Source organism: Bradyrhizobium sp. 17, assembly GCF_023073515.1.
GTDB lineage: Bacteria > Pseudomonadota > Alphaproteobacteria > Rhizobiales > Xanthobacteraceae > Bradyrhizobium > Bradyrhizobium canariense_D.
This window is the reverse complement of the sequence record NZ_JADPJQ010000130.1, coordinates 116,762-141,566: the sequence shown is the minus strand read 5'-3', so window position 1 is coordinate 141,566 and position 24,805 is coordinate 116,762. Positions and strand designations below refer to the sequence as shown.

Genomic DNA, 24,805 nt, shown 5'->3' with positions numbered 1-24,805 from the left:
CCTATTTCTCGCGATTGATCTTCGCCAGGATTCGGTCCGCCTCGGTGCGCCAGTCAGCGTTGCGGGCGAACTCCTTGGTACCCTTCGTTCCGAACAGGCCCTCGTCGGCGAGGTCCGCCACCCAGGCCTGCCGCTCGGCGGTGCCCTGCGCGGACCACGGCGTCAGCCCGGCTTCACGCACGGTCTCGGCGACCTCGCGTACTTCCTCGGCGCGGCGGCGGCCATGCTCGATCACACGCTGGAAGCAATAAGCACCCTGCTTCTCCCAATCGATCGTGGGAAAGGTTTCCGCCAGTGAAGCCAGCACCGCATCCTCGACGCCATGGGCGCGCGCGGTGGTGAAGCTTTCGATGACCATGGCCTCCAGCCCCTTGATCATGATGCTGCGACACATCTTCACCGCCGATGAAACACCGAGCTTGTCGCTCGCAACCCTGGCCGCAAAACCCATCGCGTTCAAAAGCGGCTCCAGCTCCCTGGCCCCGGGACCGCCGAGCAGCAGCGGCACCTTGATGCGATAAGGCGGCACCGACGTCATAACCGCGCCCTCGACATAACGTCCGGCGGCGCCATCAATCAGCGCGGCAGCGCGCTGCTTGGCGGCGGGAGACGCCGAATTGAAATCCAGGAACCAGGTGCCCTGATTGATCGCGGCCGCGCAGGCCTTTGCCACCGGCACGGCCTGGCTCGCGGTGACCGCGGAGATGATGAAATCGGACTTGGCGGTCAGCTCGGCGTGCGAGGCTGCGCGCCCCACACCGAATTTTTCAGCATGCTCGTGCAGCGAACCACCCTGCTCGCCCGCGAGCTTGATGTCAAAGGCTGTGACCTTGATGTCCTGCTGGCGCAAATCCTCGGCCAGAATCCTGCCGACCTCGCCATAACCGACCAGCCCGACCTGCCATCGCTTGGGATCGCCCGCCATCAGTTCAGTCCTCGCGTTGTTGCGTCGAACAGGTCCTCAACCGCATAGCGGCGCGGGATCAGCGCCTGCTGGAACGCGTAGTCGACGATCAACTCCAGCGACCTTCTGTTCGCTTCGATTCCGAACGGAACCAGGTCCGGCGTTGCCGCAGGCCCCGCCTGCGCCTTATTTTGCTTGAGGAGATCATAAATGCCCGAAACTACGTCAGGACGCGATTTCGCTAGCTGCTCGGTCACGACCACGAGATGGTTGACCGGCACGACGCCGCGGCGCGCGTACCATATGGCGGCTTCCGCGGCCGGATCGGGGAACAGCGGCCTCAGCTTGGGATCGTTCGAGGCCTCACCAAGGACGACGTCGAGCTCGCCGTCGAGCAGCATCTGAAGTATCTTCTTGTGCTTCGGCGCGCGCTCGGTGGTGTCGACATATTCGGCGACATGCGGGTCTTCGAACGTGACCCAGCGGATCTTGTCGAGGTTGACGCCGTAGTCGTTGGCGAGGATGCCCCTGATCCAGGCGCCGGTCGTAGTCGTGAACGAACGGATGCCGACGCGCTTGCCTTCGAGATCGGACGGCCCGAGGGTTCCCTGCGCAGGACTATAGAGCGCGTAGGAATGCTGGAAGCGGCCGAGCATTGTGGCAGGCAGCAGCACCAAGGGCTTGCCTTGCGCCTTTGCCATCAGATAGGTGACGATCGCCATCTCGCAGACGTCGAACGCTTGCTCGCGCACCATCGGTTTGAACGCAGTGTTGGTCGGCGTGTATTCGATGAAGTCGAGGTCGAAGCGGTTGGAGCGGAGCTCGCCGCTCTTCACCGCCTGGACATGGGGGTGACTGCCGAGCACGGCCTTCAGCTTGAGACGATCCATCGGCCCACTCCGCTGATTGTTTTAGACGTCCTCGGGATTGTCGACATAGACGAGCCCGGCCTTCGCCAAGGCCTCGCGCATGCTGTACATGTCGAGGCCCAGCTCGCCCGAAGCCAGCCGCTTGCGTTTGCCGCCTTCGTCCGCGTTGCGCCACCTCGCCTTCTCGGCGACCTCGGCCGCGTAGCGCTTCGGCACCGCCACGACGCCGTCGTCATCGGCCACGATGATGTCGCCGGGATCGACGTTGACGCCGGCGCAGACCACGGGGACATTGACCGAGCCGAGCGTCGCCTTCACCGTGCCCTTGGCCGAGACCGCGCGCGACCACACCGGAAAGTTCATCTCGTGCAGTGCCCTGATGTCGCGGCAGCCGGCATCGATGATCAATCCCTGCACGCCGCGCGCCTGCAGCGAGGTTGCGAGCAGCTCGCCGAACATGCCGTCGGTGTTGTCGGTGGTGCAGCCCACGACGAGGATGTCGCCCTTCGTGCACTGCTCGACCGCGACATGAATCATCCAGTTGTCGCCGGGCTGCGCCAGCACGGTGACGGCGGGGCCGGCGATCGCCGCGCCGGCCCAGACCGGCCGCAGATACGGCTTCATCAGTCCGAGCCGATCATAGGCCTCGTGCACGGTCGAGACGCCGTACTCCGCCATCCCAGCGGGATCGGCACGCTTGATGTTGCGAACGACGACCGGCTTCATGCCAGCTCCTCCGCAACCGTCGGAAACAGCCGCTGATAGGCCTCGCCATAGGTCATGGACACGCCGGTGTTGCGGCTGCCCTGGATGCCGCGGTTGAGCGCGACGCGCTCGTAATATCCCCACAGGTGCTTCTGCGCGGCGAGGATCTGGAACGCCTCGTACTTCTCCTTCCAGACCTCGTCGATCTTGAGGAGCAGGTCCGGCTTGTAGTTGCATTGCTCCGGCTGGTGCGGCTCGAACAAAAACACCGGCGGGGCCGAATATTTGTACTGCGCGCCGGGCTTGTGGCCCATCGCCTGCGCGACCACGCGGGTTTCCTGCGCGAAATGCGCCGCGTTCGGATGGTCGAAATTATAGGGATCCTCCAGCGCGTGCGTCAGCACGAAGCGCGGATTGAGCTCGCGGTAGATGTCGACCATGCGGTCGAAATGGGCCTCGGCGAGCTTCAGCGGATAGTCGCCGCAATCGAAGAACTCGATCTCGGCGCCGAGCAGCTTGGCCGCCCGCTCCGCCTCGTCCTTGCGGCCGGCCTTGACCGATTCCAGCGTCGCACCCTTCTCCTTCCAGGCGAACTGGCTCTCGCCGCGCTCGCCGAAAGACAAGCAGACGATCTTCATGCGGTAGCCCTTCTTCGCATGCAGCGCGATGGCGCCGCCGGCGCGCCAGACGAAATCGCCCGGATGGGCCGTGATCACGAGACCTGTTTTCATGGGACAAACTCCCCTCTATCGTTCGTCAACGTCATCGGTTCATCGAGTCGCGACAGCGGATTCCTCGCCGTCGAGCACGCGCCTCAGGCGGTCGGCATCGAGTGCGCCTTCCCATTTGGCAATCGCGATCGTCGCGACCGCGTTCCCGATCAGATTAGTTGGCGTCAGCCCCTGCGACATCAGGCGGTGGATGCCGAGCACGAGCGCCACGCTCGTCACCGGAATGCTGCCGGTGGCGGACAACGTTGCCGCCAGCACGACGAAGGCGGCGCCCGCGATTCCCGCCGCGCCCTTGGAGGTCACGAGCAGGATCAGAAGCAGCTCGATCTGCTCGGCGAGCCCAAACGGCGTGTTGGTCGCCTGTGCCAGGAACACCGAGGCGGCGGCAAGGTAGAGGCAGGTGCCGTCGAGATTGAAGGAATAGCCGGTCGGGATCACCAGCCCAACGACGCTGCGCTCGCAGCCGGCCTGCTCCAGCTTGGTTAGCATCCGCGGCAGCACCGTCTCGGACGATGTCGTGGCGATGCAGATCAAGAGCTCTTCCCAGATGTAGCGGATCAGCTTGAGCAGCGAGAAGCCACACAGACGCGCGACCGGGCCGAGCGCCACGATGATGAAGATCACGCAGGTGAGATAAAAGCCGCCGAGGAGCTTGCCCAGCGAGGCCAGCGAGCCGACGCCGAACTTGCCGACCGTGAAGGCGATGGCGCCGAAGGCGCCGATCGGCGCAGCCCACATCACGAATCCGAAGATGGTGAATACCATCTTGGCGGCGATGTCGATGAGATGGACCAGCGGCGCGGCGCGCTCGCCGAGCTGCACCAGCGCAAATCCGCACAGTACGGCGATGAAGAGCACCTGGAGGATGTTGCCCTCGGCAAAGGCGCCGACGAACGTCGCGGGCACAATGTTTATCAGGAACGGCACAAAGCCGATCACGCCCGACTGCTTGACATAGGGCTCGATCGCGCTGGCATTGATGCTGGCGGGATCGATGTTCATGCCGACGCCGGGCTTGAGCAAGTTCACCGCAATGAGACCGATGATCAGCGCGATCGTGGTCATGATCTCGAAATAGACGATCGCCTTGACGGCGACGCGCCCGACACGGGCCATATCGGCCATATGCGCGATGCCATTGACGACCGTGCAGAAGATGATCGGCGCGATCAGCATCCGGATCGCCTTGATGAAGGCGTCGCCAAGCGGCTGCATCCTGGCGCCCCCCTCGGGATTGACGATCCCAAGCGCGATTCCGGCCGCCATGGCGATGAGCACCTGGATCCAGAGCTCCTTCCACCAGGCGCGGCCGCGCGGCTTGTCGATCGCTAGCGCCGTCATTGGCCGAACTCGAACAGCCGCGCTGGATTATCGACGAGGATCTTCTGCTGATACTCCGGCTCCGGCGCGAACAGCGGGATTAGGTCGACGAGATCGCCGTCGTTCGGCATCGCCTTGACATTGGGATGCGGCCAATCGGTGCCCCAGATGACGCGGTCGGGCGCCGTCTCGACAATTTTTCGCGCGAACGGCACGGCGCCGGTGAACGGCGGACCGGCCGATGACACCCGCTCCGAGCCGCAGATCTTGACCCAGCATTTCTCGTCGCGCTGCATCAGCTCGACCAGGATCTTGAACGGCAGCTGGTCGAGCCCTTCGGACGCCTTCACCCGTCCCATATGGTCGATGGTGTAGCTCAGCGGCAGCCTTATCAGCGTGTCGGCATGTTCAGGCAGGTCGATCGCATCGAAATGCAGATCAATATGCCAGCCGAGCGGTGCGACCAGCGCGACGATGCGGTCGAACACCTGCTTGTCCGGGACCCCGCCGAGATGGCGGACGAAATTGAAGCGGCAGCCGCGGAAGCCGCCCTCATGCAGCACGCGAAGCTCGCGCTCGGTGATGGTGTCGTCGATATTGGCAACCGCGCGATAGGCCCCGTTGCTCTGCGCGATGGCGTCAAGCGCCACCGTGTTGTCGGTGCCATGCACACTCGCATTGACGATGACGGCACGTCCAACGCCGAGCTTGGCATGCAGCGCGCGGAAATCCTCGAGCGGCGCATCCGGCGGCGTGTAGGAACGCTCCGGCGCGTAAGGGTATTTCGCGCCGGGCCCGAAGATGTGGCAATGCGCATCGCAAGACAGGTTCGGCAGTCTGAACTTCGGCGTGCGCGTGTCCGGATCGGGCGGCGGAATGGTCGGCGTGTACATCATTGCCATCAGATAAACCGCCGAACCAGATCGTGTCTTCAAGTCTTGCTGCTGACGACCGGCCGTCGCCGTGCTGGCGCCTGATCCAGCGCCGGCGCCTGGAACGCGGCCACGGTGGCTTGCACCAATTGCTCGATGGCACTTGCGGCATCGCTGCCGTCGGCCTCGCCGCGCGACAGGCGCGAGACGCGATCCGGCGTCACCAGCGAATAATAGAGTGCGCCAAGCAGGAAGTGGCTGCGCCAGACGATATCGGTGCGCGGAACGTGCGGCAGGCTTTCGTGAACAGCATCGATGAAGGCGTGGCTGGTGTCGTCAAAAGTCTGTGCGATGATCTTTCGCGCGACTTCATTGCCCTCCGCGGACATCACCGCGCGCAGCCGCGTGAACCGCGCCCCGCCCCCGGCAAGATCACTGCCCGAGGTGAAGGCCGGCACGACATAGGCCCGCACCACCGCTTCGAGCCGATCCTGGAGATCGCGCACGCGCTTGGCGGCCGCGAGCAGCTCGGAACGGCGCAAATTCATTGGCCCGCAATGGCGCCGGTAGATCTCCAGCAGCAGGCCGTCCTTGGTCTTGAAATGATAGGTGACGCTGCCGGGATTGGCGCCGGCGGCCTGTGCGATATCGCGCACCGACACGGCGTTGAAGCCGTTGGTGGCGAACAGCTCCTCGGCCGCGGCGAGGATCGCCTCGCGCATGTTCGGCTTGCGGGCCGTTTCCTTGCTGGCGGGGTTGCGGATCATGTGATTTGTACTATCGTACAAAAGATCAGGTCTCGTCAACAAAAACCATGGATGACACCCGGAAAGGCCGAGAGACCGCCGCTGGGTGCAAAGGAGTGCTGGGAAATGCTGGGTTTCAACAAGACCATCAGCGGTCTGATGGTGGGCGCCGGTCTGCTGCTCGCGGGGACCGCCGCACAGGCCGACAAATATCCGAGCAAGCCGGTCCACATCCTGGTGCCTTATGCGGCCGGCGGCGCCGTCGACGTGCTCGCGCGCACCTTGGCTCAGGCGCTGGCCGGGACTTGGGGCCAGCAGCCGGTGATCGACAATCGTCCCGGCGCCGGCGGAATCGTCGCGTCCCAAGCGCTGACGCAGGCCGCGCCCGACGGCTACACGCTGATCCTCGTCGCGAGCGGCCATCCACTCAACCAGTTCATCTATCCGAGGGTGCCCTACGACACGTTCAAGGATTTCACCGCGATCAGCGAAGTCGCCTCCTCCCCGCTCGCGATCGTCGTGGCCAAGGACAGCCCCTATAAGACGCTCAGTGATCTCCTCATCGCGGCGAAAAAGGAGCCGGATAAGCTCTCCTACGGCATGTCCGGCAACGGCACCTCGGCGCACCTCGCGGGTGAGCTGTTGAAATACATGTCCGGCACCAAGATCGTCGCGATCCCCTACAAGGGCGGCGCCCCCGCGCTGACCGCCGTGATCGCCGGCGACATTCCGCTCAGCATCAATCCACTTGCGGAAGCCATCAGCCAGATCGAAGGCGGCGCGGTGCGCGCGCTCGCGGTGACCTCGGCCGAACGCTCCAAGGCGCTGCCCAATGTTCCGACCGTCGCCGAGTCGGGCGTGCCGGGTTACGACGTCTCCGTCTGGTGGGGCGTTCTTGGTCCCGCAAAAATGCCGCCGGAGATCGTCACGAAGCTCGAAAGCGATCTGAAGGCGGCGCTGCAGGACCCAAACGTACTGTCGACGCTCGGCAAGATCGGCGCGGCCCCGGTCGGCTCATCGTCGAGGGATTTCGGCGCCTACATGCATGCCGAGGCGACCAAATGGGAGCCGGTGCTGAAGGCCGCCGACATCCGCGCGCAGTGAGGTGCTTCGCATGAGGACCAGCGCGCTGGACACGATCCAGCGCCAGGCAGGCTTGTGCGGCGCCACGAAGGCCGACGCGCAAGTAGGTCAATTGCGTGCGCTCGCCCGCATCTTCTCCGGCGGCGCGGGACGCCGCACGAAATCGGCGTCATCGTCGCCTCCTCCCGACGGGATCAGGATCGCGCGCTCGCGCGGCAGCGCTTCCGGCATCTCGTCCCGGATGAAGGCGATGAGCTTCTCCCTCATCTCGCAGCGCAGGTCCCAGGACTGCGGCGCGTTCCTGGCGCTGACGAGGGCGCGGAGCTCGATGGTGCGAGCATCCGCGTCAACGACCTGGAGATTGACCACCTCGCCGTCCCAGAGCTTGGACTCCTTCACTGCTTCTTCCAGCCAGCGCCGGATCCGCGGCACGTCGGCACGATAATCGACATGAAACGCAATCACGCCGATCAGGGACGCAGTGTCGCGGGTCCAGTTCTGGAATGGCTTTTCGATGAAATAAGACAGCGGCACCACCATGCGGCGCCAGTCCCACAGCCGGATCACCACATAGGTCGCGGCGATGTCCTCGACCCAGCCCCACTCGTTCTCGATGATGACGGCATCCTCGATGCGGATCGGCTGGGTGATTGCGATCTGCATGCCCGCGATCAAATTGCTCAGCAGCGGCCGGGCGGCAAGACCAACGATGATACCGGCGGCACCGGCGGAGGCGAACAGGCTGACGCCGTATTGCCTGACCGAGTCGAATGTCATCAGCGCGGTCGACACCGTGATGATGACGATGATGATATCGGTGACGCGCTTGAAGACGCGGACCTGGGTGACGTGCTTGCGCGCGACAAAATTCTCGGTGACGTCGCGAAAGTTCTGGAGATACCGTGCCGCGCTCATATCCACGATCCGGATCGAGATCCAGCCGATCAGCGCAATGAAGGCGACGACGAACAGGCGCGTCAGCGGCGTGCGGAAGGCGTCGTCCAGCGGCGCGAGCGGCAGCACCAACGCTACGGCGGCAAGACTGAGGGCCAGCTGAGTTGGGCCCGCGGTGCGGGCGATGAACACGCTCACGAGCGGGAGGCGGGTTCCGAAGGCGCGGTTGAACAGCCAAACCGAAAGGCGATAGATCGACAGGGCGATCAGGATCGCGCCCAAGACTAGAGTGAGGCCGACGAACCACGACGGGATCCACCCGAACATCCTGTCGATGTCGGCCAAAAGGGTCTGCCAATCCATTAATGTCCCCGCATTGCATCCGCGCTTGCGTTCAACGCGTTGCAGCGTCGTTCGCTCCCCCGCTCGGTGCAATGCAGCATCCCTCTGGTGCAATCATCGCCGAACTGCGCTATTTGTGGTCAATCATGACTCGACGGACCGGCAGCGCCGATCTTCCCCTTCACACCGGCCGGGTTCCACCCTGGCTGGCGACCCGCATGTCGTCGCTCGGCGCGATCGTCACACAGGCGATCGTGCATCACTACGGACGCGATGCATTCCTCCAGCGGCTCTCGCACCCGTTCTGGTTCCAGTCGTTCGGCGCCGTCATGGGGATGGATTGGCACTCCTCCGGCATCACGACGTCGGTGATTGGCGCGCTGAAGCGCGGGCTGGGACCGCTCCAGGACGAGCTCGGAATCTACGTCTGCGGCGGGCGTGGCCAGCACTCGCGCAAGACCCCGGACGAGCTGATGCAGCTCGGCGACCGAATCGGCTTCGACGGCGCAAAGCTCACGCGTGCGAGTCGCCTCGTGGCGAAGGTTGACAGCGCCGCGGTCCAGGACGGCTTTGACCTTTACCTGCACGGCTTCTTCGTCACCGCCGACGCCAAATGGACCGTGGTGCAGCAAGGCATGAACGGCGACAAGCGGCAGGCCCGCCGCTATCACTGGCATTCCGAGGCGCTGAAGAGTTTTGTCGACGCACCGCACAGCGCGATCGACGGGCCGCGGCAAGGCGAGATCGTCAACCTCACCGACCATCGCGCCGAGATCTCGCGCACCGCGCAGCTCGAGCTTCTGAGCGATCTCGGCCCGGATCGTATCCTTTCCGAATTCGAGCGGCTCACCGGAACTGCGCCCGCGCCCGCACAGGCGACGCTGCCGCACCTGATCATGCCCGGGCATCACGACGTGCGGCCGAAGGACGTGTTTGCGCGCCGCCTGCACGGCACACTCGCTGCTGCGGCCGAGCGCGGCCCGGTCGACTTTCCGGAGCTGCTGCTGACTCCCGGCGTTGGCGCTCGCACCGTTCGTTCGCTGGCGATGGTCGCCGAAGTCGTGCACGGCGCGCCCTACCGCTTCAACGATCCCGCGCGCTTCTCGCTTGCCCACGGCGGCAAGGACCGGCATCCCTACCCTGTTCCACTCAAGGTCTATGACGAAACCATTCGCGTGCTGAAGGGGGCGATTCAGAACGCAAAGCTCGGGCGCGAGGAAGAGATGCAAGCCATCAAGCGCCTCGACGACCAGGCGCGGCGGCTGGAGCGCACCGCGCATGGGCCATCCGTCGAATCCTATATCGCCGGAGAGCGTGCGGCCTCGCCCGATCTCGACGGCCGTTCCGTGTTCGGCTGGGAGCGTGATCTCGGGTCGACAAAAAAGCAGACCGGCTGAAAGCCGGTCCGCGAGTTCAGCGGGAAGGAACGCCGCTCTCAGGTCTCGTCGGTGCCCGGCTCCTCGTCGAGCCGGTTGGCCGAGTGGTCCTGATATTGTTCGGTCTGGATCGCCTTGCCGTCCATGCCGCGAATGTCCGAGTGCTGCGCCTTGTCGCGGTTTGACAGCACCATGTTGTCGCCGATCTTCTCCTTGGGCACGTCCGTCATGGCGCCGCTGCCGTCGCCCTTGCCATGCATGCCCGATCTGAAATGCGTCTTGCTGCCACGACCACCTGGCATCTTTTTCTCCTCTTGCTTTGATCGCCCGTGCAGCTCAATGCTTCTGCTGTGCCGGCGTCGGTTTCGGCGGCTTGTGTCCGCTTTGGCCGGAATCATTGTGCTTGTTGTGATCGCTTTCCTGGTTGAGGCCGCCTCGGCTCACCGGGAATTCACTCTGTCGCGCCTCAGGTCGCGCCCGGTGAACGGCCGTATTCTCCGGATTGTGGCCGAGGGCGCGCTCAAGCTCTCGCGCGTCTGGAACATCCGGCTTGCGCTCGAGGATGCGAACCTGTTGCTCGTGGGTCTTCTTGCCTTGCATGCTCGTCCTCCGGAGCTATCGGCCTCTTCGGTGCGTGCCACTGCGTGCGATGTCCTTGTCGATGCCGCCAGCGGCGTTCACGTCGTTCCCGACGTCGCCTTCGATCGTGTTCTCGCCCAAGGCGTCCTCGAGGTCCTCAGGCGAGATACCGGCCATCGTTGCGCCCTTCGATCCGCCGATCATGGGGTTATTTTGCATATCCTTTTCCGTCGGTGCGTAGAGTTTGGGTTGCTTGTTGGTCATGCCTCACCTGCCTCCGCCTTTTCCGGCCTCGTCATGCCTGTGGTGTGAATCGTGCTCGCCACCTCCGCCGGAGACGCGGCTGTGGTTGCGCTGCGGGTCGTCCGCCGCGGGCTTCTTCACTTCGAGCGGTGCCTTCGCATTCTCATGCGATGCGCCTGGTCCGCCCTGACGGTTGCTGTTCGGTGTCTTGGTGGATGTCGACATGAGGGTCCGCTCCTCAGCGATCTTGCTGATAGCCTTGGTTGGTGGTGTTCTGCTTGATGTTGCCCTGCTGCCCTTGCTGGTCCGGATTTTGCGCACGCTGCTGGCCGCGCGGGGCAGTCGAGGACACTTGCTTGCTGTCGCCGGTTCCCTTCGGACTTTGATTCTCGGCGGGAACAGGTGGCATCTTGCCGGTCATGATGCTGTCTCCTGTTGTTGATCTGCGACATCGACCGGAGGAACTCGTCGCGGCTTTCGATGTCGCAAAAACAACTAGAGCAACGGCATGCCGTTCCTACCGACGAGTGCAGAGAAATTTTCCGCAAGGTGTAAGTCTCAGCAGGCCACTGGCTGGGAACGAACCAACATCGATCCAGCTGATGCTGTCGCCTGTGCTGCGTGGCCGTCGGGCACGACAGGGAGGTTCGCGATCGCTCGCATGCCCGGTCGCTTGCGCCAGTGGATCTGAGACACGTCCACAGCAAAGCCAAGCCGCGGCCATCGCACAAACAACGCTTCCAGGGCACACGCTGCCTCGATGCGCGCGAGTTGATGGCCGAGGCAGAAATGGATGCCCGTTCCGAAGGACATGTGACGGTTCGGCTTGCGCGCGGGATCGAGGCTCTCGGGGCGCTCATGCATCGCCGGGTCCATGTTCGCGGCGGCGAGCATCACCATGACGCGATCGCCCTTCTTGAGACGCACGCCCGCGAGCTCGATATCCCGCCTCACATAGCGGGGCTTGGAGAACTGCACCGGCGACACGAAGCGCAGGAATTCCTCCACCGCAAGCCCGACGCGGCTCCAGTCCTGTGCCAGCCAGTCGCGGACGCCGGGATTTCTGAGGAGCTCGTAGACAGAACCGCTGATGAGATGCGTGGTGGTCTCGGAGCCCGCCGCGAGCAGTAGGAACACCATCGACACCATTTCGTCCGGCGTGATCTGGCCGCCCTCGCGCTCGACCTGAACCAGCTCCGCGATCAGGCCTTCGCCGCCCCGCACGCGGGCAATCTGCAGCTGCCGTTCGAGGTAGGCTCGCATCTTGCGGAACGCGAACAGCATGCGGAAGAAGCTGGCGACGTTCGTAAGTGAGGACATCGTATTGGCCCAGGCGATGAAGCGGGGGCGATCGGCCAATGGCAATCCGAGCAGCTCGGAGATCACCGCGAGCGGCAGGATGCGCGCATAGCGCTGGACGAGATCGGCCGGGCTTCCTGCCAGGAACAGCTCGTCGGCGAGCCCGTCCGCGATGGCGCGGATGCGCGGCTCCATCGCGACGATCGCGCGGCGGCGGAAGGCCTCGTCAACAATGCTGCGCAGCCTTGTGTGGTCAGGCTCGTCCATTGTCAGCATGTTGTTGGCGATGGTTCTGACGTAGTTCGGCATCCACCAGCGTAAACCCGCGACGTCCCCATCCTCCTTGCGCAGCGTGAAATCGGTGCCGTCCTTCAGGACCTGCGCGGTGGCCTCATGGGTCGTGGTGATCCAAACATCGCCGACGAGAGGAAATCGCGCCGCGACCACAGGACCGGACATGCGCAACGTTGCGATCGCCTTGGGCAGATCGCGAAAGAAGGCCTCGCTGGTGAAATCGAGGCGTGGTGCCATGTGATCACCGAAGCGGTTGACGGGGTCTCACCAAGATGGTGCACGACGCCGCCCGCGCAAGGGAACCCGGAACCTCCGCTTCGGCTTCGGTGCAGGCGTGAGAGTCGAGTCTACCCCCGCCCCGGCGAACGCGGGCCGATCTTGCGCTGCTGCTGGTTGGTGTAGGCGTCCCAATTGCTCCAGCTGCCGTTGCTGAGGCTTCGCAGGTCGGTGGTGAGCGGACGGCGCGTGCGCTTGTCGTGATCGGCGATCACGCGCTCGGATTGCACGATCTTGCGCTTGAGTTCCCCGAGCGCCTTCTGGGTCTGGCCGTTCCGCTTCGAAGACGCGATCTCGCCCATCGTGAAGCGCGCGGTTTCGAGCGCCTTCAACTCGGCGCGGTTCTTCTTCAACTGAACCCGGTGCCAGGCGATATTGCTGTCGCTGTCCGCAACCATGTGGGAACTCCGCTGATTCGTTCCCACAGTGTATCGCGTGCCGAATCGACGCCGCAACGGGCGCGCGGCGGCGAAAATACGGTCTTCTTGCGCGGGGGTTCCGGGCTCAGCGCTCGGCGAAGGCCTTTTCGACCACGAATTGGGCCGGCTCGCCGTGATTGCCCTCGACAAGACCCCGCTCGCCGAGGAGCACGCGGGTATCCGCCACCAGCGCCGGGCTGCCGCAGATCATGACGCGATCGTGGGCCGCTTCCAGTGCCGGCAGGCCGATGTCGGAAAACAGCTTGCCCGACGTGATGAGATCGGTGATGCGCCCGCGATTGCGGAAGGGATCGCGCGTCACGGTCGGATAGTAGATCAGCTGGTTGCGGATGTACTCGCCGATCAGCTCGTCCTTGGGCAGCGTCTCGGTGATCATCTCGCCATAGGCGAGCTCCTTCACGTGTCGGCAACCGTGCAGCAGCACGACCTTCTCGAACCGCTCGTAGGTTTCGGGGTCCTTGATCACGCTCAGGAACGGCGCAAGACCCGTACCGGTGCCGATGAGGTAGAGGTTGCGGCCGTCCTCCAGATTGTCGATCACCAGCGTGCCGGTGGCCTTGCGGCTGACGATGATCTCGTCGCCTTCCTTTAGATGCTGGAGCCGTGAGGTGAGCGGGCCGTCCGCGACCTTGATCGAGAAGAACTCCAGCGTGTCCTCGTAATTGGCGCTGGCGACGCTGTAGGCCCGCAGCAGCGGCTTCTCGCCGACCTTGAGCCCGATCATGGTGAATTCGCCGTTGCGGAAGCGGAAGGTCGGGCTGCGGGTGGTCTTGAAGGAGAACAGCGTGTCGGTCCAGTGGTGGACGCTCAAAACGGCTTCCTGATTGAAATTGCTCATCTCACCCTTCCGTGGCGCGTCGTGGCGGTTTTCAAGGCGGCAGCTATGCGTCGTTTGTATACGATCATTTGTGTACTAATGAATAATCCGGCTTGATCCCGCGGTCAAGGCTGCCCAAGATCGGAAGCGTTGCAGTTAAGGACAAGGACCCATTCCATGGCGCATGACGCACCCCAGGCCACCGGACCCTCGAAGCTCGTGATCCGCAATATCGGCCTGATCCTGTCCGGCGCGCTGGAAAAGCCGATCCTGGACGGCGACACCATCGTCGCCGAGAACGGCAAGATCACCGCGATCGGCCGCTTCAAGGACCTCAACACCGAAGGCGCGACCACCATCGTCGAGGCCAACGGCACCACGGTGGCGCCCGGCCTGATCGACAGCCATGTCCATCCTGTTGCGGGCGACTGGACGCCGCGCCAGAACCAGATCGGCTGGATCGACAGCAATTTGCATGGCGGCGTCACCACGATGATTTCCGCCGGCGAGGTGCATATGCCCGGCCGCCCGCGCGACGTCGTGGGGTTGAAGGCGATGGCCATCTTCGCGCAGCGTGCATTCTGGAATCTGCGGCCTGGCGGCGTGAAGGTTCACGCCGGCGCGCCTGTGATCGAGTGCGAGATGGTGGAGGAGGACTTCAAGGAGTTGGCCGCAGCCGGCGTCAAGCTGCTCGGCGAAGTCGGCCTGGGCGGCGTCAAGGACGGCCCCACGGCGCGAAAAATGGTCGGCTGGGCTCGCAAATATGGCATCCAGAGCACGATCCACACCGGCGGTCCTTCGATCCCCGGCTCCGGATTGATCGACAAGGATGTGGTGCTTGAGGCAGACACCGACGTGGTTGGCCACATCAATGGCGGTCACACCGCGCTTCCCGACGACCAGATCCGCTGCATCTGCGAGGGCTGCAAGCGCGGCCTCGAGCTCGTTCACAATGGCAACGAGCGCTCGGCGCTGTTCACGTTGCGCATTGCGCGCGAGATGGGCGATCTGCACCGCGTCATCCTCGGCACCGATGCGCCGGCCGGCTCGGGCGTGCAGCCGCTCGGCATTCTCCGCATGGTGTCGATGCTGTCCTCGCTTGGCGACCTCCCGGCCGAGGTCGCGTTTTGCCTGGCCACCGGCAACACGGCGCGGATGCGCGAATTGGATTGCGGCCTGATCGAAGTGGGCCGCTCGGCCGATTTCGTCATCATGGACAAGGCGCAGCACTCGGCCGGCAAGAACATTTTGGACAGCGTCCAACTCGGCGACCTCCCCGGCATCGGCATGACCATCATTGACGGTATCGTGCGCACCCAGCGCAGCCGCAACACCCCGCCGGCCGGCAGGGTGCCCGAGGTGGTGGCGAAGTGACGCAGCCGGAGCGGCTCGCCGCTCCCGTGCTCCCTTGACAGCATTGAACAAGTCGTCGGCCTGCTGCGTCTAACGCAGGCAGTTCATTGCTGGAACGCCGAGGGAGACATGAAGAATTCGTCGCGGATTGCCGCCGGTGTAGCCGGTGCGGTCGGAGGTTATGTCGCGACCTTTGTGCTGTTTTCAGTGCTCGATCTGGGCAACCGGGCGGACCCGATCACGTCTGGCCTGTTGGCACTGTTCGTCTACTCACCCATCGGAGCGATCGCTGGCGTGGTGCTTGCCAGCTGGCTGGTGACGCGTTCCGGCACGGATGCAGGCAATAGCGGTCTCGCGCGCAACAGCCTGAAATCGCTTGGTGTCGTGGTCCTGCTTTGCGTGGCCGCCGCCGCCACCTACCTGGGCGTCGCGTACATGACGGCCACGCCCTGGCTCAACCGAAACGGCGCCACTCCTCTGCTCGTCTTCGAGGTTCGCCTTCCGGCCGGCGCAACAGTGCCGAAATCACCGCAAGATATCACCATCGAATTGCAGACGGACCTCAACACCATGCCGGGCGAATTGAACGCAGCTGGCTTCCATAGTGACGGCGATCAGCCCGTCATCGCAGGCGAAGTCGAACTGGCGTTCCGAACCTCGCACCGGCAACTCGCCGTCAACATCCAGGGACAGCCCAGCCGAATCTACCCGATCGGATTGACGGCCTCGGCTCCGCATACGCCGGAGTTCGGAACGTGGCGGCGGCTCGCCGATGGCAGCGAAATCCGCTATCGCGCAAAATGGCCGGGGAAGACGTAGCAGGATCACCGCGGTTTCGCTATCTCACAACGCACATAGGTCTGGCGCTTGCCCGGCCCGACCGGGCTGTTGTCCATCACCAGCTTGCCGTCCGCGGCAATGGAAACCCGGGGACTGGAGCGATACTTCTCACCCTCGCCTTCGCAGGCGAGCTTCATTTTCCAGGCGAGCTTCCCGTCGGCAGTGATCTCGCTGGCGCGGCACCGGGTCTCGTACCAATAGAGACGGTTGCCGCCCTCGATGCTCATGCGGTTGGCGCTGTCCTCGTCGCGGCAATCCTTTTTGGTTGACGCCCAGAACCCCTCATAGGCTTGCGCCGCCAGGGCGGGAGCAGACTGGCCCGCCAGCATCACACTCATGCTCAGAGCCATAGCAAACCGGGTCGCCGCTCTCATGTCAAAAACCTCGACAAGACCTTCACCGAGGTTAGTCGCGCCTCACCGCAGCTTGTTCAACAGCGCCATCAGCATCTCGCGCTCCTTTGCCTCGAGCGGCGCCAGCGTCTCTCGTGTGATCGCAAGCGCATTCGGCGCGACCTTTTCCGCCAATTGCTGGCCCGCGCGCGTCAGGCTGACCAGAAGCCGCCGTCCATCCTCCGGATCCTGGCTGGTCTCGGTGAGGCCGCGCGCCGTCAACCGATCGATCACGCCCTTGATGGTCGCCACGTCCATCGCCGTCAGGCGCCCGAGCTGGTTCTGCGAGCATGGCCCGGCCTCGGCGAGCTTCGACAGCGCCGCCCATTGCGTCGGCGTAATGTTGGTGCCGATCTCGCGAGAGAAGATCGCGCTGTGGCGCTGCCAGACCTGGCGAAGGATGAAGCCGACCTGCTCGTCGAGCACATAAGGCGGCTTTGCCGGTTTGACGCTTTTCTTCGCCGCGACGCTTCTCGCCATCCGCTCGATGCCCTTGCCCTTTGCCTTCACAACGACAGATGCGCGTCGCGGATATCCGGACGCGCGTCGAGCTCGGCCATGGTGCCGCCGAAGCAGATGCGGCCGCGCTCGATGATATAGGCGCGATCGGAGATCAGCCGCGCAAAATGCAGATTCTGCTCGGAGACGACGATGCTGACGCCCTCCTTCTTCATGGTCAGGATGGCCTCGACCATCTGCTCCACGATTTTCGGCGACAGGCCTTCCGAGGGCTCATCCAGCAGCACCAGCGATGGATTGCCCATCAGCGTGCGCGCGATGGTGAGCATCTGCTGCTCGCCGCCGCTCATGCGGCCGCCCGGGCGATTTTTCATCTCGCCGAGGTTAGGGAACAGCGAAAACAGCTTGTCGCGAGTCCAGTGCGGCGCGTTCGGGCGCTTCGGCTGGCGGCCGACCTCGAGATTCTCTTCCACCGTCAAATCGGTGAAGATACGCCGCTCCTCCGGCACGTAACCAAGCCCATCCCGCACGATCTCATGTGTCGGACGCGCCGAGACATCCTTGCCTTCGAACATGATCCGTCCTGAGCGCTGCGCGACGAGCCCGACGATCGAGCGAAACGTCGTCGACTTGCCGGCGCCATTGCGGCCGAGCAATGCCACGACTTCCCCCTCGCCGACTTCGAAGCCGATGTCGAACAGGATATGGGCCGGGCCGTAATGACTATTGAGGTCCTGCACCGTGAGCTTCATGCCGATGCTCCCTCGCGAGGCCCGGCATCGTAGAGGAGGCCCTCGCCGAGGTAGACCGCCTGCACCTGCGGATTGCCCCGGACCTCGGCCGGCGAGCCCTCGGCGATCAGCGTGCCGCGGTTGAGCACGATGATGCGGTCGGCGTGCTCGAACACCACGTCCATGTCGTGCTCGGTGAAGAGAACGCCGATCGATTTTTCCCGAGCGATCTGCGCGGTCAGCCGCATCAAATCGACGCGCTCGCGCGGCGCCATGCCGGCGGTCGGCTCGTCCATCAGCAGCAGCTTTGGCTGGTTGGCGAGCGCGACGGCGAGCTCAAGCCGCTTGAGGTCGCCGTAGGCAAGCTCGCCACAGGGGCGATCCGCATAGCCGCCCATGCCGACCAGCTCGAGCAGTCGCCCGGCTTCGCCGCGGTCGAAGTTCGGCGCCGAGCCCCAAAGATTGTACAATTGCTTGCCGTGCGAAATCAGCGCGACCTGCACGTTCTCGCGCACCGTCATGGTCGCGAAAGTCGCGGTGATCTGGAAAGTGCGCCCCACGCCCATCCGCCAGATCTCGCGCGGCTTCCTGCCGGTTGTGTCCTCGCCGAGCAGGCGGACGTGGCCGGTATCAGGCTTGTTCTGGCCATTGAGCATGTCGAAACAGGTGCTCTTGCCCGCGCCGTTCGGTCCGATCAGCGCCAGGATTTCACCGGCGCGCAGCGAGAACGAGACGCCGCGCACGGCATGGACGCCGCCATAGGATTTGGTCAGTCCTTCGACCGCGAGAAGTGGGGGCGCGACGCTCATTCGGCGGACTCGATCGGCTTGGCAAGCAAGGGTGACCCCGGCGGCGACGTCTTCCTGCGGCGCTGCGCTAGCATCTCCAGCATGCCGACGATGCCCTTGGGGAAGACGACGACGATCAGAACGATGAAACCGCCGAGCACGAGTTTTGACAGGTCGGTCTGACTGACCAGCCAGATGTTCAAGGCCTTGTAGACGATGGCGCCGATCACCGCGCCCGACACCGTCTCGACGCCGCCGAGCAGCACCATGACAAGGGCGTCGACCGAGAGCGAGATGCCGAGATTGTCCGGAAAGACGCTGCCCTTGAGGTAGGCGAACAGCGCGCCGCCAATGCCCGCGGTCGTGCCCGCGATCACGAAGGCGGTCCACTGGATACGCTTGGTGTTGATGCCGACCGCTTCGCTGCGCAGCAGCGAGTCGCGCGTCGCCCTCAGCGCATAGCCGAACGGCGAGAACACCATGGCCCGCAAAGCGATCGTCACGAGCGCCGCAACACCGAGCGACAGCCAATAGAAATGCGATGGGCTCGCCGCCCAGCTCGAGGGCCAGACGCCCAGGATGCCGTTGTCGCCGCCGGTGACGCTCACCCACTGGAACGCGATCGACCAGACGATCTGCGCGAAGGCGAGCGTCAGCATCGCAAAATAGACGCCGGAGAGCTGCACCGCGAAGAAGCCGAACACGGCAGCGCCCATGCAGCCGAGCAGCGGACCGAGCAACAGGCAGACGATCATCGGCAGTCCGGCCATCTTGGCGAGGAAAGCGACGCCGTAAGCGCCGAGGCCGAAATAGGCGGCGTGACCAAAGGACGCGAGCCCGCCGACCGACATCAGGAAGTGCAGGCTGACGGCGAAGATCACTGAGATCGCGATCTCCGAGCCGACGGTCAGTGCATAATTGCCGGCGAACAGCGGTAGTGTCGCCGCGACGACGAGCGCTGCAAACGCAGCCAACCGCTCATTCGACGTCAGCGGTCGCCAGGGATTGACGGTGAGACCGGGCGTCTTGCGGGCCGGCGCCTCGGGCCTGCCGAACAAGCCCCAGGGCCGCACGATCAGCACCACCGCCATCACCAGGAAGACCAGGATGATAGAGATTTTTGGAAAGATCAGGATGCCGAAGGCGTTGAGCTCGGAGACCAGCACAGCCGCGACGAAAGCGCCGATGATGCTACCGAGGCCTCCGATCACCACGACGACGAAGACCTCGACGATGATGCGCAAATCCATCGCATGATGCACGGCATCGCGTGGGATCTGGAGCGCACCGCCGAGAGCGGCGAGGAAAACGCCGACCGCAAACACGCTCGTGAACAACCATTTCTGATTGACGCCCAGCGCCGCGACCATGTCGCGGTCCTGCGTCGCTGCGCGCACCAGAACGCCCCAGCGCGTGCGCTGGAACAAGAGCCAGAGAATGCCGAGCACGACCGGTCCGAGCACGATCAGAAACAGATCATAGCTCGGAATGTTCTGGCCGAAGAAGTCGATCGCCCCCTTGAAGCCGGGCGCACGGCGCCCCACGAGATCGTCTGGGCCCCAGATCAGGACGACGAGGTCCTCGACCATCAAGGTCAGGCCGAAGGTCGCAAGCAGCTGGAACAGCTCGGGCGCGTGATAGATGCGCCGGAGCAGCACCATCTCGACGATGACGCCGATCAGCGCCACCGCGAACGCCGCCACCACGATGCCGCCCCAGAAGCCGAATGCACCTGACAGGCGCTCCGTCAGTGTGAAGGCGACATAGGCGCCGATCATGTAAAAGGCGCCATGCGCAAAATTCACGATCCGCGTCACGCCAAAGATGATCGACAGGCCCGACGCCACCAGGAAAAGCGACGCTGCGCTGGCGAGACCGGTCAGAAACTGTACGACGTAAAAGGCCATCTGCGGTCCGGGTTAAGCGTAAGTCGCAATATTAGGCTTCATCCTTCGAGGCGGCGCTACGCGCCTCCTCAGGATGAGGTCGGGACCCTCATGGTGAGGAGCGCGGCTGCGCCGCGCGTCTCGAACCACGAGGCCCCGGTCTCACTTTGGATCAATCCTTCGGACGCAGCTTCTCGACTTCGGCATCACTTGGTAGATAGTCCGCGCCCTTCTTGTAAGACGAGTCCACCATCACGCCCTTACCGTCCTTCAGCGCGGTCTTGCCGACATAGGCACCGAGCGTCGACTGGTGATCGATCTTGCGGAAGGTGATCTCGCCCAGCGGCGACGGCATCGAAAGTCCTTCCGCCGCAGTGATCAGCTTCTCCGGATCGGTCGAATTGGCCTTCGCCAGGATCGCCGCCGCCGACTTGATGGTCTGGTAGCCAACGATCGAGCCGAGGCGCGGATAGTCGTTGTACTTGGCCTGATAGGCCTTCAGGAACGCGTCGTGCTCGGGCGTCTTGATCGAGTACCAGGGATAGCCGGTGACGATCCAACCCTCGGGTGTCTCCTCCTTGAGTGGATCGAGATATTCCGGCTCACCGGTGAGGAAGGAGACGACCTCGCGTCCCTTGAACAGGCCGCGGGTGTTGCCTTCGCGCACGAGCTTGACGAGATCGGCGCCGAAGGTGACGTTGAGGATCGCTTCGGGATTGGCCGCGGCAACCGCCTGCACTACCGGACCGGCGTCGATCTTGCCCTGCGGCGGCCACTGCTCATCGACCCACTGGATGTCGGGCCGCTTCTCCGACATCAGCTTCTTGAACACCGCGACCGCGGACTGGCCGTATTCATAGTTCGGCGCGATCGTCGCCCAGCGCTTTGCGGGCAGCTTGCTGGCCGCTTCCACCAGCATCGCGGCCTGCATGTAGTTCGAAGGACGCAGTCGGAACGTGTACTTGTTGCCTTTCGACCAGGTGATGGCGTCCGTCAGAGGCTCGGCCGCCAGAAAGAACACCTTCTTCTGGTTGGCGAAGTCGCTGACCGCAAGACCGATGTTCGACAGGAACGTACCCGTCAGCATCGCCACGCCCTCGCTCGACACCAGCTCGTTGGCCGCGGTCTGCGCATCTGCCGGCTTGCCACCATCGTCCTTGGAGACGACGATGAGCTTCTTGCCGTTGATGCCGCCGGCCGCATTGATCTCTTCGACCGCGAGCTGCCAGCCCTTGCGATAGGGCTCAGTGAACGCCGGCAGCAGCGAGTAGCTGTTGATCTCGCCGATCTTGATGTCCTGCGCAAGGGCCGAATGAGCCATGCCGCTTGCCAACAGCGCGAACGCCGCCCCGACAAAATAGTTCTTTGCTCGCATCCCAACCTCCACTTTCTGAAAAGATTAACGCAGTCCGTCTTCGCCCTTGATCTCCGCAACGGTCAGCCCGCCGACGCGCGGCAAAGGACGGCCACTGTCGGTGACGGCGACCGCGACCATGATCTCGTTGGCGCGCGGCGCGTCGTTGATCTGCACTTCCATGCCATCGAAATGACTGCGCACGAAGGCTGCATCCTTGTGGCCCAGCGGAACGTCCAGCGTCGTGCCGGGTCCACTGCGCTTCTTCGACGACGGGATCAGCGCAGCGCCTTTGCCCAGCACTTTACGCACCGGCGCGCCCATTTTCGGGTGAAGGATGGCGGCTGCATGCTCCAGCTCGCCATTCTCGCCGACGGCCGCGGCTTTGCCATAGCTCTGCGCCTTGGACCCGTCGATGCCGAGCGCCGCCACCGCGCGCTTCGAGAGCAGCTCGCCGAGCTCCTCGCCAATCGCGATCAGCGGCGAGAGATCCTCGACATACTTTCCAGCAAACGGATTCTCGATCACGGCGATCGCCGCCGCACGCCGCGTCGGCGGTGAGACCTGGCGGCCCATCTCCATCTGCGTCTCTTCGACGACGGTGACGATCTTGCGGATGATCGCGCTCATGATTGTTTCCTCAAACCGCTTCCCAGTTCAGGCATGGACCGCGTTCTCTTGTACAAGCGGGCGCGATCGTTGCCGTTCAATATCCTTGGTCCCGATGACAATCATATCACCACAAAGCTGCAACACGGCACCCTCGATCAATCCGCGATCGAATAATTGCCGTGCACATTCCGCGCCAGATTCGAGCGCGGTGGTGATCTCGTTCTGCGACAATCCACCAACGTTGCGGGTCACGAGCCGCGCGCCAAGATCGCTGTCGGGCTGAAGTTCGTTCGCAGGTTTTCGGATGATGGCGGGATGCCCCGGCAGATCGACGGCGTTCGCAACGATCGTCGCGGCCGCGTCGGCTTGCGACGCCGTTCCGGCCAGCACGGTCACCGCATCGGCAATCCCGAGGGAAAAGCTGCGGCCGTGCCGTCCGCTGGTCGCAATGCCACGCACGGGATCATCGGCGTCCACCCTGATTGTCCGCATCACGCCGTCGCGATCGGGCCGGTCCATCAGGCCGACCGAAAAATGCTCGCCCTCGCCGAGATGCAGGGCAATGTCTCCGCCATTGTTGACATAGGCCCGATCGAGCGCCGCAGCGTTCAGCATTGCGCCCAACACCTCCTCCGCCACGCTGCCGGCCACAGCGGCCATCGGCGTGATGAAGCCATCACCGGCATAGGGCGCCACCGCGGCGTGCATGCGATGCGCCACAACGCCTCTCAACGAGGTCCGCTCCTCGACAACGGTCCGCAGTTCCGGCAGTTCCGCGCAGAGCTCGTCGAGAAGCCCGGTGAACCGTTCGGCCGCAGCCTTATAGGCCTCGCGCACTGCGTCGGCCGCCCCCCTCGCCTCGACGATCAGGTCAATCGGTCCATCCTGCAAATGCAGCCGCCGGCCGTCAGACAGCAACGCGATTTGCGGGAGCCTTGTCATGCCCGGGGGCCCGGGATCGGGTTCTGCCAGGGCAATTGGCGGACATCGTCGCCGCCCTGAACTTCGGCGAGCGGCTTCACATAATCCATGTGCCCGCCGAGCGCCGCATAGTCCGACAGCTTCATCGTGAATTCGATCGGCGCCACCAGCGCGGGCGTCGGCACGTAACCGAATGCCCCCGCCGGCATCTGCGTCACGTCGACCATGTAGGTGATGCCGCCGCCCGGCCAGACATAGACCGGCGCGCCGCCACTGGTGACGCGCGTCAGCGCCTCCTTCACCGAGCGCGTCAGCCGCACCGGATTGTCGGTCACGCCCGCCCGCAAGGAACCACCGGCGCCCGCCATGAACAGCACCGTGCACAGCGCCGGCTCGCAATTCTCCTGAATGCGCTCGACCGAAAACTTGAGGTCATCCGGCATCTCGGTCTCGACCGGCTTCAAGGCTTCGTCGAGCACGTAATAGGACGAATGCTCGCCCGTCGTGGAGACCATCAGCATCGAGAGGCCAGGCTTGGCCTCCTTCGCGTCGAACGGTCCCAGGATTGCGAGCGGATCGGAGATATTGGTGCCGCCCCAACCCGTGCCGGGATCGGCGACCTGGAAATAGCGGCCGGGCGTCGAGCGGCGCCCCTTCATCTTGATGCCGGTATCGGCGATGTCGAGCAGCTTGCCGGCCTGATGCTCCGAGAGCACGCCGGTGATATGGTCGTCGACCACGACAACCTCGTCGACCTTGCCGTGCCATTGTTTGGCGAACATGCCGATCGTCGCCGAGCCGCAGCCGACGCGCATGCGCTCTTCTTTCATGCCGTTGACGATCGGCGCCTGGCCGGCCTGCACCACCACGCTCGCCCCGCCGTCGATGGTGAGCTCGACCGCCTTGCAATTTGCGAGGTCCATCAGCGTGTCACAGGTGACGCGGCCTTCCTTCTTGGAGCCGCCGGTCAGATGGTGCACACCGCCGAGCGACAGCATCTGCGAACCGTATTCGCTGGTGGTGACATGACCGACCGCCTCGCCTTGTGCACGAACGGTCGCCGTCTCCGGCCCGAGATAGCGGTCGGTGTCGATCTTCACCTTGATGCCGCAATAGGAGAAGATGCCCTCGGTGACAACAGTCACCATGTCGACGCCATCGACCTCCGCCGAGACGATGAACGGCGCCGGCTTGTAGTCGGGATAGGTGGTCCCCGCGCCGATCGCCGTTACAAAGGTGGAAGGCTCGTGGACGATCTTGCCGTCCCAATCTTCGGTGCGGCTGAACGGAACGAGCTTGCCGCCATGCGACACGGTGCGCTCCAGGATCACATGCGGATCGACGCGGACGAGCTTGCCTTCGTGATTGGCATAGCGGTCGCAGGCGCCCGCCGCGCCCGGCTTGATGTAGCACATCACCGGACACGCATCGCAGCGGATCTTGTCGATGGCGGCGCTCGTAGGTTCAGTCACCATGTCAAAGCCAGCCGACAGTGCAGTTATCATTTGTACACGAACGATGTTGCGCGCCCTCCCGATGACTGTCAAGCGGCGGTGCGGCGCAAAACATACGCCTGCCGCATAAAACCTCATTTGCCTATCCGCCCTGTCCACAAAGAAGGCACTCGCGCTGCACTGCGGCATGTCCGGCTTGCACGTTTGTGTACAAACGGTATCGTC

29 protein-coding genes are annotated in these 24,805 nt (G+C 64.0%); 4 read left to right on the top strand and 25 right to left on the bottom strand.

The features are described 5' to 3' along the window. Position 1: 1 nt before the first annotated feature. The 7 genes from IVB13_RS36800 to IVB13_RS36770 are packed head-to-tail and all read right to left on the bottom strand — an operon-like array spanning position 2 to position 6,168. Positions 2-925: an NAD(P)-dependent oxidoreductase gene (locus IVB13_RS36800; protein ID WP_018459294.1), complete on the bottom strand. Its 924-nt coding sequence runs from the start codon at positions 923-925 to the stop codon at positions 2-4. Then, entirely contained in the window at positions 925-1,794 is an 870-nt protein-coding gene (locus IVB13_RS36795) for an ABC transporter substrate-binding protein (protein ID WP_018459295.1), read from the bottom strand. The genes IVB13_RS36800 and IVB13_RS36795 overlap by 1 nt, the downstream gene beginning before the upstream one ends. A gap of 21 nt (positions 1,795-1,815) precedes the next feature. After that, positions 1,816-2,499: a 4-carboxy-4-hydroxy-2-oxoadipate aldolase/oxaloacetate decarboxylase gene (locus IVB13_RS36790; protein ID WP_247492442.1), complete on the bottom strand. Its 684-nt coding sequence runs from the start codon at positions 2,497-2,499 to the stop codon at positions 1,816-1,818. Then, positions 2,496-3,209: a PIG-L deacetylase family protein gene (locus IVB13_RS36785; RefSeq protein ID WP_018459297.1), complete on the bottom strand. Its 714-nt coding sequence runs from the start codon at positions 3,207-3,209 to the stop codon at positions 2,496-2,498. The genes IVB13_RS36790 and IVB13_RS36785 overlap by 4 nt, the downstream gene beginning before the upstream one ends. A 39-nt stretch (positions 3,210-3,248) precedes the next feature. Then, on the bottom strand, positions 3,249-4,550 hold the full coding sequence (gene dctA, locus IVB13_RS36780; RefSeq protein WP_247492440.1) for a C4-dicarboxylate transporter DctA: 1,302 nt from the start codon (positions 4,548-4,550) through the stop codon (positions 3,249-3,251). Then, positions 4,547-5,431: an amidohydrolase family protein gene (locus IVB13_RS36775; protein WP_247492761.1), complete on the bottom strand. Its 885-nt coding sequence runs from the start codon at positions 5,429-5,431 to the stop codon at positions 4,547-4,549. Before IVB13_RS36775 ends, dctA begins: the two co-directional genes overlap by 4 nt. A 29-nt stretch (positions 5,432-5,460) precedes the next feature. Further along, positions 5,461-6,168 (bottom strand): TetR family transcriptional regulator, encoded by a 708-nt coding sequence (locus IVB13_RS36770; protein ID WP_085385611.1) that lies wholly within the window; start codon positions 6,166-6,168, stop codon positions 5,461-5,463. A 105-nt stretch (positions 6,169-6,273) separates the two neighbouring features. On the opposite strand from IVB13_RS36770, the gene IVB13_RS36765 reads away from it, so the two are divergent. Continuing rightward, on the top strand, positions 6,274-7,251 hold the full coding sequence (locus tag IVB13_RS36765) for a tripartite tricarboxylate transporter substrate binding protein (protein WP_085353040.1): 978 nt from the start codon (positions 6,274-6,276) through the stop codon (positions 7,249-7,251). 87 nt (positions 7,252-7,338) lie between these two features. On the opposite strand, the gene IVB13_RS36760 is transcribed toward IVB13_RS36765, so the two are convergent. Further along, positions 7,339-8,487 carry a mechanosensitive ion channel domain-containing protein gene (locus IVB13_RS36760; protein WP_018459302.1) on the bottom strand — a complete coding sequence of 383 codons (1,149 nt, stop codon included), beginning with the start codon at positions 8,485-8,487 and terminating at the stop codon, positions 7,339-7,341. Positions 8,488-8,612: 125 nt separating this feature from the next. Between IVB13_RS36760 and IVB13_RS36755 the strand changes: the two genes are divergently transcribed. Beyond that, a complete protein-coding gene (locus IVB13_RS36755) occupies positions 8,613-9,863 on the top strand; it encodes a DUF763 domain-containing protein (RefSeq protein WP_026233776.1) in 1,251 nt (416 codons plus the stop codon). A 38-nt stretch (positions 9,864-9,901) separates the two neighbouring features. Here the strand turns inward: IVB13_RS36755 and IVB13_RS36750 are convergent, their stop codons facing one another. The 8 genes from IVB13_RS36750 to IVB13_RS36715 form a co-directional block, all read right to left on the bottom strand. After that, a complete protein-coding gene (locus IVB13_RS36750) occupies positions 9,902-10,144 on the bottom strand; it encodes a hypothetical protein (protein ID WP_026233777.1) in 243 nt (80 codons plus the stop codon). 34 nt (positions 10,145-10,178) lie between these two features. Continuing rightward, positions 10,179-10,442, bottom strand: coding sequence for a hypothetical protein (locus IVB13_RS36745; RefSeq protein WP_018459305.1), 264 nt, complete (start codon positions 10,440-10,442; stop codon positions 10,179-10,181). Positions 10,443-10,457: 15 nt separating this feature from the next. Next, on the bottom strand, positions 10,458-10,685 hold the full coding sequence (locus IVB13_RS36740) for a hypothetical protein (RefSeq protein WP_247492437.1): 228 nt from the start codon (positions 10,683-10,685) through the stop codon (positions 10,458-10,460). A 3-nt stretch (positions 10,686-10,688) separates the two neighbouring features. After that, on the bottom strand, positions 10,689-10,889 hold the full coding sequence (locus IVB13_RS36735; protein ID WP_018459307.1) for a hypothetical protein: 201 nt from the start codon (positions 10,887-10,889) through the stop codon (positions 10,689-10,691). 13 nt (positions 10,890-10,902) lie between these two features. Beyond that, on the bottom strand, positions 10,903-11,085 hold the full coding sequence (locus tag IVB13_RS36730; protein WP_018459308.1) for a hypothetical protein: 183 nt from the start codon (positions 11,083-11,085) through the stop codon (positions 10,903-10,905). Between the two features lie 137 nt (positions 11,086-11,222). Continuing rightward, positions 11,223-12,494, bottom strand: coding sequence for a cytochrome P450 (locus IVB13_RS36725; protein ID WP_018459309.1), 1,272 nt, complete (start codon positions 12,492-12,494; stop codon positions 11,223-11,225). Between the two features lie 110 nt (positions 12,495-12,604). After that, positions 12,605-12,931, bottom strand: a complete 327-nt coding sequence (locus IVB13_RS36720; protein ID WP_018459310.1) for a hypothetical protein — start codon at positions 12,929-12,931, stop codon at positions 12,605-12,607. A 106-nt stretch (positions 12,932-13,037) separates the two neighbouring features. Beyond that, positions 13,038-13,811: a ferredoxin--NADP reductase gene (locus IVB13_RS36715; RefSeq protein ID WP_018459311.1), complete on the bottom strand. Its 774-nt coding sequence runs from the start codon at positions 13,809-13,811 to the stop codon at positions 13,038-13,040. A gap of 156 nt (positions 13,812-13,967) precedes the next feature. Between IVB13_RS36715 and IVB13_RS36710 the strand changes: the two genes are divergently transcribed. Both IVB13_RS36710 and IVB13_RS36705 read left to right on the top strand, forming a co-directional pair. Then, positions 13,968-15,164 (top strand): amidohydrolase family protein, encoded by a 1,197-nt coding sequence (locus IVB13_RS36710; protein WP_018459312.1) that lies wholly within the window; start codon positions 13,968-13,970, stop codon positions 15,162-15,164. A 108-nt stretch (positions 15,165-15,272) separates the two neighbouring features. Continuing rightward, on the top strand, positions 15,273-15,962 hold the full coding sequence (locus IVB13_RS36705; protein WP_085352764.1) for a hypothetical protein: 690 nt from the start codon (positions 15,273-15,275) through the stop codon (positions 15,960-15,962). Positions 15,963-15,967: 5 nt separating this feature from the next. Here the strand turns inward: IVB13_RS36705 and IVB13_RS36700 are convergent, their stop codons facing one another. The 9 genes from IVB13_RS36700 to IVB13_RS36660 form a co-directional block, all read right to left on the bottom strand. After that, the gene (locus IVB13_RS36700) at positions 15,968-16,357 is read right to left on the bottom strand and encodes a hypothetical protein (protein ID WP_018459313.1); all 390 of its coding nucleotides are present in this window, start codon (positions 16,355-16,357) and stop codon (positions 15,968-15,970) included. Positions 16,358-16,399: 42 nt separating this feature from the next. Next, positions 16,400-16,855, bottom strand: a complete 456-nt coding sequence (locus tag IVB13_RS36695; RefSeq protein WP_007592445.1) for a MarR family transcriptional regulator — start codon at positions 16,853-16,855, stop codon at positions 16,400-16,402. 26 nt (positions 16,856-16,881) lie between these two features. Further along, entirely contained in the window at positions 16,882-17,586 is a 705-nt protein-coding gene (locus IVB13_RS36690) for an ABC transporter ATP-binding protein (RefSeq protein ID WP_007592446.1), read from the bottom strand. Then, positions 17,583-18,374 (bottom strand): ABC transporter ATP-binding protein, encoded by a 792-nt coding sequence (locus tag IVB13_RS36685; protein WP_085352763.1) that lies wholly within the window; start codon positions 18,372-18,374, stop codon positions 17,583-17,585. Before IVB13_RS36685 ends, IVB13_RS36690 begins: the two co-directional genes overlap by 4 nt. Then, positions 18,371-20,260, bottom strand: coding sequence for an ABC transporter permease (locus IVB13_RS36680; RefSeq protein ID WP_085352762.1), 1,890 nt, complete (start codon positions 20,258-20,260; stop codon positions 18,371-18,373). Before IVB13_RS36680 ends, IVB13_RS36685 begins: the two co-directional genes overlap by 4 nt. Positions 20,261-20,411: 151 nt before the next feature. Then, entirely contained in the window at positions 20,412-21,614 is a 1,203-nt protein-coding gene (locus IVB13_RS36675; RefSeq protein WP_018459318.1) for an ABC transporter substrate-binding protein, read from the bottom strand. A gap of 24 nt (positions 21,615-21,638) precedes the next feature. Continuing rightward, positions 21,639-22,223: an amino acid synthesis family protein gene (locus IVB13_RS36670; RefSeq protein WP_085352760.1), complete on the bottom strand. Its 585-nt coding sequence runs from the start codon at positions 22,221-22,223 to the stop codon at positions 21,639-21,641. 27 nt (positions 22,224-22,250) lie between these two features. Further along, positions 22,251-23,147 carry a UPF0280 family protein gene (locus IVB13_RS36665; RefSeq protein WP_018459320.1) on the bottom strand — a complete coding sequence of 299 codons (897 nt, stop codon included), beginning with the start codon at positions 23,145-23,147 and terminating at the stop codon, positions 22,251-22,253. Then, the gene (locus tag IVB13_RS36660) at positions 23,144-24,601 is read right to left on the bottom strand and encodes a 6-hydroxynicotinate reductase (protein ID WP_247369168.1); all 1,458 of its coding nucleotides are present in this window, start codon (positions 24,599-24,601) and stop codon (positions 23,144-23,146) included. Before IVB13_RS36660 ends, IVB13_RS36665 begins: the two co-directional genes overlap by 4 nt. Between the last annotated feature and the right edge of the window lie 204 nt (positions 24,602-24,805).